Here is a 14021-nt window from a genome sequence, read left to right as displayed (position 1 = left end):
TCAGTTTCCCCCCGAACCCGCGGCGAAGCCGCTGTCAGATTCCGTCGCGAACGATGCCTGGTAGGCCGCGAACTGGGCCCGCTCCTCGTCGACGAGCGCGTGTCCGTCCGCGTACACGTTCTCGAAGATGGCGAAACGGTCCGGGTCCGGCATGGCGCGGACCGCTTCGCGCACTCGCCTGCCCAACGCCTCGCTCTCCACCTCGAGTTCCGCGAAGAATCCCTCGTCCGTGTGGTTTGAGGCCTCCAGGTGGCGGCGCAGGCGCAGGATCGGGTCCTTCGCCTCCCAGGCCTCGCGCTCCTCGTCGGCCCGGTACTTCGTCGGGTCGTCGGAGGTGGTGTGGGCGCCCATGCGGTACGTGTACGCCTCGACGAGGGTGGGTCCCTCGCCGTCGCGGGCCCGGTCCAGCGCCCACCTGGTGACCGCGAGGCAGGCCAGGACGTCGTTGCCGTCGACGCGGACGCCGGGGAAGCCGTAGCCCTGCGCGCGCTGGTAGAGCGGCACCCGGGTCTGCTTCTCGGTGGGCTCGGAGATCGCCCACTGGTTGTTCTGGCAGAAGAACACGACCGGCGCGTTGTAGACGGCGGAGAAGGTGAAGGACTCCGCCACATCGCCCTGGCTGCTCGCGCCGTCGCCGAAGTAGGCGATCACCGCGCTGTCCGCGCCGTCCTTGGCGACGCCCATGGCGTAGCCCGTGGCGTGCAGCGTCTGGGAGCCGATGACGATCGTGTAGAGGTGGAAGTTGTTGCTGTTGGGGTCCCAGCCGCCGTTGTTCACCCCCCGGAACATGCCGAGCAGGTTGGTCGGGTCGACCCCGCGGCACCAGGCGACGCCGTGCTCGCGGTAGGTCGGGAAGACGTAGTCGTCATCGCGCAGGGCCCGGCCGGAGCCGATCTGGGCGGCCTCCTGGCCGAGCAGCGAGGCCCACAGACCCAGCTCGCCCTGACGCTGGAGGGCGGTGGCCTCCGCGTCGAAGCGGCGGGTGAGCACCATGTCGCGGTACAGGCCGCGGAGCTCTTCGGGGGTGACACCGGCGACGTACTTGGCGTACTCGGCGTTCTTCGCGTTCTTGACCCGCTTGCCCTCCGGCGTCAGCAACTGCACGAGCTCGGGCTCGGCGGCCTTCCGGGCGGTGGTGCGGGTGGTGCGCTCGGTGCCGGTGGTGCCGGCCTTGCTTCCGGCGCTGCGTCGCGGCTTGCGCGCGGCAGTGCTCTCCACGGTCACGTGTGCTCCTCCGTCGGTCCGGCCCCCGGGGTTGCCGGGTGACCAGTGCGGCTCACCTGTTCCGGCACCCGTACACGGGGTGGGTGTCACTCGGTCGGAACAGGCGTGACAGGTGCCCCGGCGAGCGCCCTGCGGTCATCACGTTACCCAGTGCTTCACATTTCTGTGAAACCCCTCTTGACCTGCGTTTTTGCTTGGATTTCCAAGTAAATCGGCAAAGTCGGGAGAGAGCCTGGTCACAGCCTCGCAGGAGGCCGGAGCAACGGCACGTTATCCCGGCCACCCAGTCCACGGGAAGAGCCAGTATGTGACACCGACCGTATGCGCGAAGAAGGATAAATCACCGTTTTCCCGCTCGTTGACCATGAGGTCGTCCGGCGCGGGGCCCACGGGGCGCTCTCCGTTCAGAGCGATATCGAGGTGGTCGGCGAGCCCGGCGCGGCGACCGACGCACTGGTGCGCGTCCCGGCCACCCGGCCCGCCGCCGCGGTGCTCGACGTACGGCCCCCGGACGGCAGTGGGCTGGAGGTGTGCCGCGAGATCCGCTCCCGGGACGACTCCGTCAAGTGCCTGACGCCGACGCCGAACCGAAGCTCTTGGGGCCCGCGCCCCGGTTCGTGGACGGCGGTGTCCCGTTCGCCCCGGTCCACCCGCGCGTGACCCCTCGGTTCGTGTCCGTGCACGCCCTGGCGGCGACCTGATGCGACCTGAAGGGACCACCTGTGACAGCTGTTGATCTTTAGTGACTTTCTGTGACAACGCCCAGCTCACAGCCTCGGATCGTGCCCTAGCATCGAGCGCGTGCCGCGCTCCTGTGTACCCCCCTTAGTACTCCACGCGCCCCCTCTGGGCGCCCTGCTCCGCCGGTACGCCGCCGGCACCGCGCTCACCTGTGAGCCCGTCGACGAGGGACTGTTGAACCGCGGCTACCGGCTGCGCACCACCCGAGGCCGCTACTTCCTCAAGCACCACTTCGACCCGGAGACCGCCGACCCCGCCTCCATCGCCCGCCAGCACCGGGCCACCGAGCGCCTGGCCGACCTCGGCGTCCCGGTCGCTCCCCCGCTGCCCGGCCACGACGGACGCACGGTCGCCGTCGTCGGCGGCCACGCCTACGCCCTCCACCCGTGGATCGACGGCCGCCACCGCCACGGCGCCCAGCTCACCCCCGGCCAGTGCGGCCGTCTGGGAGCGCTGCTGGGGGTGGTGCACGCCAGCCTGGAGCACGTGATGCGGGCGGCCCACGGCGAGATCCCGCCCCCGGGACGCGGAGCGCACGGGCCCCGGAGGCACGGGGAGAACGCCCCACCGGCGCGCGACCCGAAGCGCCACCCGGAACGCAGCCCTGAGCGTCGCGCCACCCCGTCCGAGCGCCTCGCCCGCGACACGGTCACCGCTCCCGACCAGCACACCGCCGCGGCCGAGTGCCCCGCGCCCGTCGAGACCGCCGCTCCCGCCCCGAGTCCCGACCCCGCCGACACCTTCGTCCTCATCGACGGCCTCCTCGCGCGCGTGCGCCGCCACCGCCCCGCCGACTCCTTCGACGAGCTCGCCCGCCACCGCCTCCTGGAACGGCGCACGCTGCTGGAACGGCACGCGGACAGACGTCCCCCGCACAGCGGCCCGGCCGGCTGGGTGCACGGGGACTTCCACCCCTTCAACCTGCTCTACCGCGGGGACGCCCCCGCCGCCATCGTCGACTGGGACCGGCTGGGCGTGCAGCCCCGCGCCGAGGAGGCCGTCCGCGCCGCCGCGATCTTCTTCGTCCGTCCCGACGGCACCCTCGACCTGCCGAAGGCGAGGCAGTACGCACGCGCGTACCGGCGTGCGGCCGGGGCCACGCCCTCCGAACTCGCGGCGGCCGCGCACCGGGTGTGGTGGGAGCGCCTCAACGACTTCTGGATGCTGCGCTGGCACTACGAGCGCGGCGACACCCGCGCGGACTCCCAGTTCCCGGCGGCCTCGGCCCTCGCCGTGTGGTGGACCCGGGAGTACGACGCGGTGTGCGGCGCGTTCGCGGACTGACCCGGGCTCCACAGACGCGACACGCGCGCGTGGAGCCCTGTCATGGGCCCACGCGCGCGTGAGGCGATCGGGATGTACGCCGGTCGGTCAGCCGAGGCTGCCGAGCGTGGTGCCGCCCTGGTCGGCCCCGCCCGTCTCGGGGTCCGTGGGCTGGTCGCTCGGCTCGGTCTCCGTGTCGGTCGGCTCGTCCGACGGCTGGGTCTCCGTCTCCTCGTCGGTCGGCTCGCTGCTGGCCGACTCTGAGGGGGAGTACTCCGGCGTGTCCGAGGGCGTGTACGACGGCGTCCAGTTCGAATCGGAGTTCGAACCGGAGTTGTCGTCCGAGGTGTCGTCCGTGGACGTGTCGGTCGCCTCGTCGCTCGGCGTCTCGGTGGAGGTGTCGTCCGTCGCGGACTGCGAGGTGGACGGCGACGGCGAGGTGTCGGTGCCGCCGCTGCCCTTCCCCTGGCCGTTCAGCGCGAGGGCGACGCCCGCGGCGATGGCGATCACCGCGAAGACGGCGAGGATCCACAGCTTGCCGCGGCCGCTGCCCTTGTTGCCGTGCCCCTCGAAGCCGCCGTCGTCACCGCCGCCGTAGCCGGTGGGCAGGATCGGCTGCGGGATCTGCGAGGTGCGGGAGCCGTCGGCGCCGTGCGCCAGCGCGGTCGTGCTCGCGAAGCCGCCGGCGGGCGTGCCGCGGCCGTCGTGCGCGCCGACCGGGCCGGTGTTCCAGGTACCGGTGTGGCCGCCCTGGTCGTACAGCATCTGGAGCCCGTACTGGACCAGACCGCGCATCTCCTCCGCCGTCTGGAACCGGTCGTCGGGGTCCTTGGCCAGGGACCGCATGACGAGACCGTCGAGTTCCGGCGGGCACTGTCCGTCCGAGGTCTGCGACGGCGGTACCGGGATGTCCTGCACGTGCTGGTAGACCACCGACAGCGGCGTCTCGCCGGTGAACGGCGGCCGCAGCGCGAGGAGTTCGTACAGCAGGCAGCCCGTCGCGTACAGGTCGGAGCGGTAGTCGACGGCCTTGCCGAGCGCCTGCTCCGGGGAGAGGTACTGCGGGGTGCCCATGACCATGCCGGTCTGCGTCATCGTCGTGGACGCGCCGTGCAGGGCGCGCGCGATGCCGAAGTCCATCACCTTGACGGCGCCGTTGTGCGTGATGATCACGTTCGCCGGCTTGATGTCGCGGTGCACGATGCCGTGCTGGTGCGAGTAGGCGAGCGCCTCCAGCACACCCGAGGTGATGATCAGGGCCTGCTCGGGGCCCGGCGCCTCGGCGTTGAGGAGGAGGTCGCGGATCGTGCGCCCCTCGACGATCTCCATCACGATGTACGGCACGCTCTGGCCGCCCACGAAGTCCTCGCCGGAGTCGTACACGGCGACGATCGAATGGTGGTTGAGGCCGGCCACCGACTGCGCCTCGCGCGTGAAGCGGGCCTTGGACACGGGGTCCTCGGCGAGATCGGCGCGCAGCAGCTTGACCGCGACGGTGCGTCCGAGGCGTACGTCCTCGGCCGCGAACACCTCGGCCATGCCACCTCGGCCGAGTCTGCGGGTCAGCCGGTATCGGCCGTCCCCAACCAGCCCGCCGTTGCCCCAGTTCTCCGGCGCATCTGACATACCGCCGCCAGTCGCCTCGGGGTCGGACGGGCCCTGAGCGCGCTGCTGTGCCATCAGTCCTCGCCGTCGTTTCTGCCCGCGGAACGCGCGGTGTTGTTACGGTCTCCGTCGGCCACGCTACAGCCTCCGCGCAAGCCTCCGGCCCGGCACGATCCCCGGAACATCGCCCGGGGCGGGCCCGGGCGCCGGTCCGGGACGGACCGGTCATCAAACCTGCACGCCGTACCGACGTGCAAATTCTGTGTACCGGCAGTACGGCACCTGTAACGCTTCCGCGACGCTTCTTTCTCGTAGGGTCACGGAACGGGCACCGAGCTTGACGTGTCAGTGCCCTACGGCAGACTTGGCCGGGAATAGCACTTTCGATCAACGACAGTCAACGGCGCCTGAGGGCCTACGGGGGACGCAGAAGATGAGCCAGGACGGCGCGCAGGGCCGGTACGCGGGGCGGGCGCTCGCCGCCGGCCGGTATCAGCTGCGCGACTTGCTCGGCGAGGGCGGCATGGCCTCGGTGCACCTCGCGTACGACGCCGTGCTCGACCGTCAGGTCGCGGTGAAGACCCTGCACACCGAACTCGGCCGCGAGCAGGCCTTCCGCGAGCGCTTCCGCCGCGAGGCCCAGGCCGTGGCCAAGCTCACGCACACCAACATCGTCTCCGTCTTCGACACCGGCGAGGACGATGTCGAGGGGCTGACGACCCCCTACATCGTCATGGAGTACATCGAGGGCCGCCCGCTCGGTTCGGTGCTCGACGAGGACGTACGGCAGCAGGGCGCGATGCCCGCCGACAAGGCGCTGAAGATCACCGCGGACGTGCTGGCGGCACTGGAGATCAGCCACGAGATGGGGCTCGTCCACCGCGACATCAAGCCCGGCAACGTGATGATGACCAAGCGCGGCGTGGTCAAGGTGATGGACTTCGGCATCGCGCGCGCGATGCAGTCCGGGGTCACCTCGATGACGCAGACCGGCATGGTCGTCGGCACCCCGCAGTACCTCTCGCCCGAACAGGCCCTGGGGCGTGCGGTGGACGCCCGGTCCGACCTGTACTCGGTCGGCATCATGCTGTTCCAACTGGTCACCGGGCGGCTGCCGTTCGAGGCCGATTCGCCGCTTGCGATCGCGTACGCGCACGTGCAGGAGGAGCCGGTGGCTCCTTCCTCGATCAACCGGGCGCTGCCGCCGGCCGTCGACGCGCTGATCGCCCGCGCGCTGAAGAAGAACCCGAACGAGCGCTTTCCGACCGCTGTCGCCATGCGCGACGAGTGCCTGCGGGTCGCCGCCTCCTTCCAGCCGGCCCCGCCGAGCATCGTCCCGGGCGCGCCGACATCCAGCGGCGCGGGCGTCGGTTCCGCGGTGTTCCCGCCGATCGGCCAGGGCACCCCGGCGCCCCAGGCCGGCGTCCAGACGCCCTACCAGCCCGCGCCGACCCCGAACCCGTACGGCACCCCGACGCCGGCCGCCTCCTACGGCTACCCGCAGCAGGGCTACCAGACGCCCGCTCCGGCCTACGGCCACCAGCAGGCCCCGCACACCCCGCCCGCGTACAACCTCAGCCCGCAGCCGTCCACCACGGTGTCCTCGGGCGGCGGCGGTAACGGCAGGAGCAGCAAGGCGGTGCTCATCGGCTCGGCCGTCGTCGCCGTGGTGGCGGTCGGCGGCCTCCTCGCCAGCCTCGCGGTGGGCGCAGGCGATGACGACGACGCCAAGGGCGGTGGCACCAGTTCCTCGCCGTCGGCGACGAAGGCGGCGGACTACCGGGCGCCCGACACCTCCAAGACGATCGAGTCGACGGAGTGCTCCGAGCCGCAGGAGTCGTACAACGACCCCGACAAGATCCGGGTGCCGAACTTCAAGTTCAAGTACATCGCCTCGGTCAAGGAGTGCTTCCAGGCCGCCGGCTGGTCGATCAAGATCGTGAAGGTCGACGAGAACACCTACGGCGACGGGGCGGTCATGGACCAGTTCCCCGCCGCCGGGACGGACGTCGACCCGAAGGACATGCCGGAGATCCAGCTCAAGGTCTCCACGGGCAACCCGGCGTCGTGACCGCCTGACGTCATGGGAGAAGGGCCCGGCGCCGAACGCCGGGCCCTTCTCATATGTACGGCTACGGACAACCGGCCGGCGTCCTAGAGGTACGGCCCGCCCGAACGGCCGCCCGCGCGCGGGTCGTCGACGCCCTCGTGGCTCACTCCCGGCGGCAGCGCGCGACGCATCTGCTCCAACTGGGCGCGCGCGGCCATCTGCTGGGCGAAGAGCGTGGTCTGGATGCCGTGGAAGAGGCCCTCCAGCCAGCCGACCAACTGGGCCTGCGCGATGCGCAGTTCCGCGTCGCTCGGGGTCGAGTCCTCGTTGAACGGCAGGGAGAGCCGCTCCAGCTCCTCGACCAGCTCCGGCGCCAGGCCGTCTTCCAGCTCCTTCACCGAGCTCGAGTGGATCTCCTTCAGCCGGACCCGGCTCGCCTCGTCCAGGGGAGCCGCGCGTACCTCCTCGAGGAGCTGCTTGATCATGCTGCCGATCCGCATGACCTTCGCCGGCTGCTCGACCTGTTCGGTCACCGGGATCTCACGGGAGTCGTCGTCAGCGTCGATGTCACCGAGCGCCATGCCGTCCTGACCTACGACCAGGATCTTCTGGGCGTTCTCCGGCGACCTTTCGTTCCTCGGCATCTCCATGCCGTCATTCTCTCGCACGTCCCCACCTCATCATCGTGGCACCCCCCGGGAAGGGTGATCCACTGTTTCCGTTCGGCGGAGTCCGGAATGCGGCGGTAGATCCCTGATGTGAGGCTTATTGCGTCTTTTCTTGGCGACTGGGCACCGGGAGGGGGTCACGGACGTGACTCCATGGCAGCAGGCGTTGTGCGCGATGCGGGCCGGCATGGGCGTCGGAGTGGGCGTGCTGGGCGTGCTCGTGCTGCCCCACGGGGGCGTCTCGTCGTACACGGCCGCCGCGTCGTACGTCTCCGTGTCGGCGTCCGCCACCCCCGCCCCCTCCTCCCCCGAGCCGGAACGGGCGGGCAGCCGGGCGGGCGAGGGACGCCAGCGGCCCGGACGGGCCGGCGACCACGTGGAGGAGGACGAGGAAGCGGACGAGGAGGCACCGGACACGGAGGGCGAGGACGCCGGCGAGGGGAGCGGCGACGGCGACCTCTCCGACGACACCGCCGCGTCCGACTCGCCGGAGGCCGCCGCTCCCGTGCCCCCGGGTGCGCCGCGGGACGCCGTGCGGCGGGCCGTGGCGCAGCCGGAGCGGGCCGACGGCCCGGTGCTTCAGATCCTGCCGCTCGGCAGCGGCCTCGTCCTCATCGGCCTCGGCATCGCCCTCGCCCTGGCCGCCCTGCGGCTGCGCCGCACCTGAGGCCGCCGCCTCTAGACCCTGTCCTCGGGCGTGACCAGCAGCACCTTGCCGACGTGGCTGCTGGCCTCGACGATCCGGTGGGCCTCGGCCGCCTCGCTCATCGGGACTTCGCGGTCGACGACGGGGCGGACGTGGCCGGCGGCGAGCAGCGGCCAGACGTGTTCGCGTACGGCCGCCACGATGGCCGTCTTCTCCTCCAGGGGGCGGGCCCGCAGCGAGGTCGCGCTGATCGCCGCGCGCTTGCCGAGGAGGGCGCCGATGTTCAGCTCGGCCTTGCTGCCGCCCTGCATACCGATGATCGCGAGGCGGCCGTTGACGGCGAGCGCCTGGACGTTGCGGTCCAGGTACTTCGCGCCCATGTTGTCGAGGATGACGTCGGCGCCCGCGCCGTCCGTGGCCTGCTTCAGCTCGGCGACGAAGTCCTGCTCGCGGTAGTTGATCAGGATGTCCGCGCCCAGCTCGGCGCACTGGTCCAGCTTCTCCTTGGTGCCCGCGGTGACGGCGACCCTGGCGCCGACGGCCTTGGCCAGCTGGATCGCCATGGTCCCGATACCGCTGGAGCCGCCGTGCACCAGCAGCGTCTCGCCGGGACGGAGGTGGGCGATCATGAAGACGTTCGACCAGACGGTGCTGGTCACCTCGGGGAGCGCGGCGGCCCGCCGCAGATCGACGCCGTCCGGCACCGGCAGCAGCTGACCGGCCGGTACGGCGACCTTCTCCGCGTATCCGCCGCCCGCGAGCAGCGCGCACACCTCGTCGCCGACGGACCAGCCGGACACCCCGGAGCCGACCTCGACGATCCGGCCGGAGCACTCCAGGCCGGGGTAGCGGGAGGCGCCGGGCGGCGGATCGTAGAAGCCCTGCCGTTGAAGGATGTCGGCCCGGTTGACGGCGCCGGCCACCACCTCGACCAGGACCTCGCCCGTGCCGGGTACGGGATCGGGGACCTCGCCCCACACCAGCGCCTCGGGACCACCAGGTTCGGGAATCGTGATCGCATGCATGAAGGGGACGCTACTCCTCCCCCTCCTCGCTCCCGATCATGATCCGCGGCTGAGTCGGTGACACCGGGAAGATCAGGATCCGTCACCGATGAGTTCGGGCGACGGCCAAGGTCTCCCCGTGCGTAGCCCAAGTACGCGGAATGCCGGGCCGGCTTCAGGCGTTCGTCAACAACAGCCCGTTCACCCATCCGGCCTCGGCGGTGCGGGGACCGATGGCGGGTGACTGGCCCGGTGCCGAGATCGCCTGGTCGCTGGGATGGGCCTGCCTGTTCGTGCTGGTCTTCGGGCCGGTGACGATGCGGCTCTACAACCGCAAGTAGCGCCGACGCCCCCGCCCGAGGGCATGCGCCTCAGGCCGGCGGGAGCGGCGGGACCCCGGGCATACCGGGGGTCCCGAGGGGGCCCCGGGTACGGGCCGGGCCCACCCGCACGATCGTGACCACCCGGTCCGTCGGTTCCAGCACGCCGATCGCCGGGTCGTCGTAGGCGAGAACACGGTGCCCGCGGACGACGCTCACCACCAGGTCGTCCGTCTCACGCGGTCCCCGGCCCGCCTCGGCCTTGGTGACGGGCCGTTCGACGAGGTCCAGCCCGTCGCCCTGCTGGATGAGGTCCTCCATGACCCGGCCCGCCGCCGGACTGAGCACGGACAGGCCGAGGAGCCGGCCGGCCGCACCGGCGCTGGTGATGACCTCGTCGGCGCCCGACTGCCTGAGCAGCGGGGCGTTCTCCTCCTCACGGACCGCCGCCACGATCTTCGCCCCGGGGTTGAGCTGGCGGGCCGTCAGCGCCACGAGGACGGCCGTGTCGTCCCGCTGGGTCGCGATCACGATCCGCCCCGCCCGCTGCACCTCGGCCCGCCGCAGCACATCACTGCGGGTGGCGTCCCCGACCACGCCCTCGTAGCCCTCGGCCGTCGCCGCGTCGATCACCTTCGCACTGGGATCGATCACCACGACCTGTTCCCTGCGCAGGCCCGCCGCACAGGCCGTCCGGATCGCGGACCGTCCCTTCGTGCCGAAGCCGACGACGACAGTGTGGTCGCGCAAGGGGACCTCCGGGATCATGAATATCTGTGGACTCATGGACACGTGTTGCTTCATGACGGGTACGAGCCCGCCGGGAACCATGGTGCCCACCGATCGGATCACCGTCACAGGGGGCACACGATGAAGGACCACGAACGACAGCCGGCCGGCCCGGCCAGACTCTCCCTCTTCAGGTCCCTCTGGTACCGCTCGCGCAGCGAGGCCCGCGACGACGCGGAGGCGGGCCGTTCCATCACCATGCCCATGCGCATCGGCGTTCCCCCGCTCCAGCAGGTACTGCGGCGGCTCGCCATGGGCCTGCTGGTGCTGGCCGTCACCACGCTGATCGTCTACGCCGACCGCGACGGCTACAACGACAACTCGGACGGCTCCGTCAGTCTCCTCGACGCCGCCTATTACGCCACGGTCACGCTCTCCACCACCGGATACGGCGACATCACCCCGGTCAGTGACACGGCCCGGCTCGTCAACATCCTCGTCATCACGCCATTGCGCGTGGTGTTCCTGATCATCCTGGTCGGCACCACCCTGGAGGTGCTCACCGAGCGCACCCGTCAGCAGGTCCGCGTCCACCGCTGGCGGGCCCGCACCAGCAACCACGTAGTGGTCGTCGGATACGGCACGAAGGGCCGCCACGCGGTGGAGACCCTCGTCGGACAGGGCATTCCCAAGGACCGGATCGTCATCGTGGACGCCCAGCGCAAGTCCGCGCTCGCCGCCGGCGACGACGGTCTGGTGTCGGTGACCGGGGACGCCACCCGCTCCGAGACGCTCCTCAAGGCCGAGGTCCAGACCGCCACCCGGGTGATCGTCGCCCCGCAGCGCGACGACACGGCCGCCCTGGTCACCCTCACCGCCCGGCAGCTGAACCGGCGCGCGACGATCGTCGTGGCCGCCCGCGAGGACGAGAACGTGCCGCTGCTCAAGCAGAGCGGTGCGGATACCGTGATCACCAGCTCCAGCTCCGCCGGACGGCTGCTCGGCGTCTCGATGGTCAGCCCGACCGTGGCCAGGACCCTGGAAAACCTGATGACCCTCGGCAACGGCCTGGACCTCATCGAGCGGCCGGTCGGCAAAGCGGAGATCGGCAAGGCGCCACGCAGCTGCGCCGACCTGGTCGTGGCCGTCGTCCGGGGCAAGGAACTGCTGGATTACACCGACCCCCGGCTCACCCGTCTCCAACTGGGGGACCGCGTGATCACGGTCAGCCGAGCCGTCCCGGCGCCTGAGCAGGCATGACGATGTTTCACGTGAAACCGGGGGCGAGGGGCGAGGGGCGAGCGGGGACAAGCTCGGTCGGTTTCACGTGAAACACGGGTAAGTGCGGTTGAGGCAGGACTGTTTCACGTGAAACAGGCGTCGATCCCGGCCGTCGCCCACGGCAGGTCGAGGAGCTCGGCCTCCTGACCGGCGCGGGCGCCGCCCGGCGGTACGACGGCGAGGGCGTCGGCCGCCGCGATACCCCGCAGCATGGCCGGGCCGTTGTAGTGCAGCGGCACGGCATGGTCACCCCGCAGGACGACCGGGATGAGCCGGGTGTCGTACGGGTGCCCGTGCACCGATTGCCTCAGCGGCAGCGCGTACGGCTCGGGAGCCGGTCGGGCGGCGAGGGTGCGCAGCAGCGGCTCGGCGAGCGTGAGCAGCCCGGAGACGGCCGCGAGGGGGTTGCCGGGCAGGCCGACGAGGTGCTGGTCCTCCTTGAGGCGGGCCAGCAGCATCGGGTGACCGGGGCGCACCTTGACGCCGTCGACGAGGAGTTCGGCGTCGAGTCGGCGCAGAATGGGGTGCACGTGGTCGACGGGCCCCGAGGCGGTGCCCCCGGTGGTGACGACGAGATCGGCGCCGGAGGCGGTGATGGCTTTGTGCAGGGCCTTCGCGTCGTCGCCGAGCCGGCGTACGGAGGTGACCTCGGCGCCCAGCGCCCGCAGCCACGGCGGCAGCATCGGACCGAGCGCGTCCCGGATGAGGCCGTCGTGCGGGCGGCCCTCGGTGAGCAGTTCGTCGCCCAGGACGAGCACCTCGACCCGGGGCCGGGGGACGGCTGCCAGCGTGTCGTACCCGGCGGCCGCTGCGAGGCCGAGGACGGCCGGGGTCACCACCGCCCCGGCACGCAACAGCTGATCCCCGTTGCGGCACTCCTGACCCCGCGGGCGGATGTCCTGGCCGTGCTGCATCTCGCGGGTCGGGTGCAGCCGTCCGTTGTCGTCGGTCCGGCCGTGCTCGCTGCGCAGCACCGCGGTGGTGTCCGAGGGGATCCGCGCGCCGGTGGCGATCCGTACGGCCTCGCCGTCGGCCAGGGGCGCGGGCGTCGCGCTCCCGGCCAGCACGCCCTCTTTTCGTACGTGCCAGGGGCCGGGACCGGCGACCGCCCACCCGTCCATCGCCGAGGTGTCGAAGGACGGCAGGTCGGTGAGGGCCGTCAGGGGGGCGGCCAGAACGAGGCCGAGGGCGTCGCCGAGGGTCACGGAGACGGGGGCGAGGCGGGCGGCGCCGGACCGTGCGGCGCGGGCGGCGATCGTCCGGGCCTCGGGCCAGGATGTCGCCCGGTGGCGGTGCTCGGCGGCCTCTCCCCGGTGACCGGCCTCCGGGGACGGGGACGGGGAGGTGTGGGAGGGGGAGGGTGAAGGCGGAGTGCCGTGGCCGCCGCCCTCGCGCTGTGCGGGGCTGTGACCGCCGGCCGGGCGGGCGGTGCCGTTGCCGTCCTTCACGAGGGCGAGCGCCTCCTCGACGTCGAGGTCCTCGGCGTCGAGGCCCTGCCGGGTACCGCGGGCGGTCATCCGGCGTCCGGTCCGGAGCCGCCGGGCTTGTCGGCCTGCTGCTGCTCCGCCTTCCCTTGTTCCGCCTTCCCTTGTTCCGCCTTCCCTTGTTCCGCCTTCCCTTGTTCCGCCTTCTCCTGGTCGGCCTCCTCCGCCCAGCGCAGCGCCAGTGCGGCGGCCTTGCGGGCGGCCTCGGCCACGGCTTCGGGGCCTCCCTGGGCCTGCGCCGCCGCATAGCCGACCAGGAAGGTGGTCAGCGGGGCCGCGGGCCTGGCCACCCCGTGAGCGGCGTCGCGGGCGAGGTCGAGGAGGGCGCCGGTGTCGACGTCGAGGTCGATGCCCAGCTCGTCCTTGACTGCGGAAATCCATTCATCCAACACGTGGTCATGCTCCCTGATACGTGCCCTGGCGGCGGCGATGTCGTCCCAGGTGTCGCAGTCGAACGACGCGACCGGGTCGGGGACGCGGGTGAGGTCGAGTCCGGCGGTCAGCCGGCGTAGCGGCAGTCCGGTGAGGCCGCCTTCGCCGGCGGTGAGCACCGCCAGTTCGCGGCGCAGGGCGGCCGTGCGGTACGCGGCGACGAGCGGCTGCTCACGGCCGTCGGCGTCGGTGAGCAGCACGCCCTCGGCCGCGCCGGCGCGCAGGGCGGTCAGCAGTCGCCGTACGGTGTCCGCCGCGAGGAAGGGCAGATCGGCGGAGAGGACGAGGACGTCGTCCGCCGCGGTGTGGCGCAGTCCGGCGTCGAGCGCGGCGACGGGTCCCGCGCCGGGCGGGTCCTCGCGTGCCCAGCGCACGGGCCGCGCGGTGGGGCGGGGGTCGGCGACGACGACGGTGGTGCGCGCGTCGGCGCAGGCGCCGAGCACCCGGTCGAGCAGCGCGCGCCCGCCCACCCGTACACCCGGCTTGTCGGCGCCGCCGAGCCGGCGGGCGCCGCCACCGGCGAGCACGACGGCGTCGTGGGCGGCGGGCTCGTTCGAGGTCACCCCCCGAGTAT

General features: G+C 72.0%; 10 protein-coding genes and 3 pseudogenes. 6 read left to right on the top strand and 7 right to left on the bottom strand.

The window, feature by feature from the left end:
* Positions 1–1224, bottom strand: a complete 1224-nt coding sequence (gene pdhA, locus ACFWBD_RS24320) for a pyruvate dehydrogenase (acetyl-transferring) E1 component subunit alpha (protein ID WP_385670397.1) — start codon at positions 1222–1224, stop codon at positions 1–3.
* A gap of 339 nt (positions 1225–1563) precedes the next feature.
* Between pdhA and ACFWBD_RS24315 the strand changes: the two are divergent.
* Both ACFWBD_RS24315 and ACFWBD_RS24310 read left to right on the top strand, forming a co-directional pair.
* Positions 1564–1806, top strand: a pseudogene (locus ACFWBD_RS24315) (response regulator); the annotation flags it as partial.
* Positions 1807–2025: 219 nt separating this feature from the next.
* On the top strand, positions 2026–3249 hold the full coding sequence (locus tag ACFWBD_RS24310) for a phosphotransferase (protein ID WP_385670394.1): 1224 nt from the start codon (positions 2026–2028) through the stop codon (positions 3247–3249).
* A gap of 87 nt (positions 3250–3336) precedes the next feature.
* On the opposite strand, the gene ACFWBD_RS24305 is transcribed toward ACFWBD_RS24310, so the two are convergent.
* Entirely contained in the window at positions 3337–4908 is a 1572-nt protein-coding gene (locus tag ACFWBD_RS24305; protein WP_385670391.1) for a protein kinase, read from the bottom strand.
* A 358-nt stretch (positions 4909–5266) separates the two neighbouring features.
* On the opposite strand from ACFWBD_RS24305, the gene ACFWBD_RS24300 reads away from it, so the two are divergent.
* On the top strand, positions 5267–6904 hold the full coding sequence (locus tag ACFWBD_RS24300; protein WP_385670388.1) for a protein kinase: 1638 nt from the start codon (positions 5267–5269) through the stop codon (positions 6902–6904).
* Between the two features lie 83 nt (positions 6905–6987).
* Here the strand turns inward: ACFWBD_RS24300 and ACFWBD_RS24295 are convergent, their stop codons facing one another.
* The gene (locus ACFWBD_RS24295; RefSeq protein ID WP_171402121.1) at positions 6988–7533 is read right to left on the bottom strand and encodes a bacterial proteasome activator family protein; all 546 of its coding nucleotides are present in this window, start codon (positions 7531–7533) and stop codon (positions 6988–6990) included.
* Positions 7534–7696: 163 nt separating this feature from the next.
* On the opposite strand from ACFWBD_RS24295, the gene ACFWBD_RS24290 reads away from it, so the two are divergent.
* Positions 7697–8218 carry a hypothetical protein gene (locus ACFWBD_RS24290; protein WP_385670385.1) on the top strand — a complete coding sequence of 174 codons (522 nt, stop codon included), beginning with the start codon at positions 7697–7699 and terminating at the stop codon, positions 8216–8218.
* Positions 8219–8229: 11 nt separating this feature from the next.
* On the opposite strand, the gene ACFWBD_RS24285 is transcribed toward ACFWBD_RS24290, so the two are convergent.
* Entirely contained in the window at positions 8230–9222 is a 993-nt protein-coding gene (locus ACFWBD_RS24285; protein WP_385670382.1) for an NAD(P)H-quinone oxidoreductase, read from the bottom strand.
* Between the two features lie 134 nt (positions 9223–9356).
* On the opposite strand from ACFWBD_RS24285, the pseudogene ACFWBD_RS24280 reads away from it, so the two are divergent.
* Positions 9357–9542: pseudogene (locus ACFWBD_RS24280) on the top strand (ABC transporter permease); the annotation flags it as partial.
* 30 nt (positions 9543–9572) lie between these two features.
* On the opposite strand, the pseudogene ACFWBD_RS24275 reads toward ACFWBD_RS24280, so the two are convergent.
* Positions 9573–10271, bottom strand: a pseudogene (locus ACFWBD_RS24275) (potassium channel family protein); the annotation flags it as partial.
* Between the two features lie 120 nt (positions 10272–10391).
* Between ACFWBD_RS24275 and ACFWBD_RS24270 the strand changes: the two are divergent.
* A complete protein-coding gene (locus tag ACFWBD_RS24270; protein ID WP_385670379.1) occupies positions 10392–11510 on the top strand; it encodes a potassium channel family protein in 1119 nt (372 codons plus the stop codon).
* Positions 11511–11614: 104 nt separating this feature from the next.
* Here ACFWBD_RS24270 and ACFWBD_RS24265 read toward each other — a convergent pair whose 3' ends face one another.
* Positions 11615–13048, bottom strand: a complete 1434-nt coding sequence (locus tag ACFWBD_RS24265; RefSeq protein ID WP_385670376.1) for a molybdopterin molybdotransferase MoeA — start codon at positions 13046–13048, stop codon at positions 11615–11617.
* Positions 13045–14010, bottom strand: a complete 966-nt coding sequence (locus ACFWBD_RS24260) for an NTP transferase domain-containing protein (RefSeq protein WP_385670373.1) — start codon at positions 14008–14010, stop codon at positions 13045–13047. Before ACFWBD_RS24260 ends, ACFWBD_RS24265 begins: the two co-directional genes overlap by 4 nt.
* Positions 14011–14021: the final 11 nt, after the last annotated feature.

Origin of the sequence: Streptomyces sp. NPDC060002 (assembly GCF_042737245.1) — a bacterium.
Lineage (GTDB): Bacteria > Actinomycetota > Actinomycetes > Streptomycetales > Streptomycetaceae > Streptomyces.
This window is presented reverse-complemented; position numbering and strand designations above follow the sequence as displayed.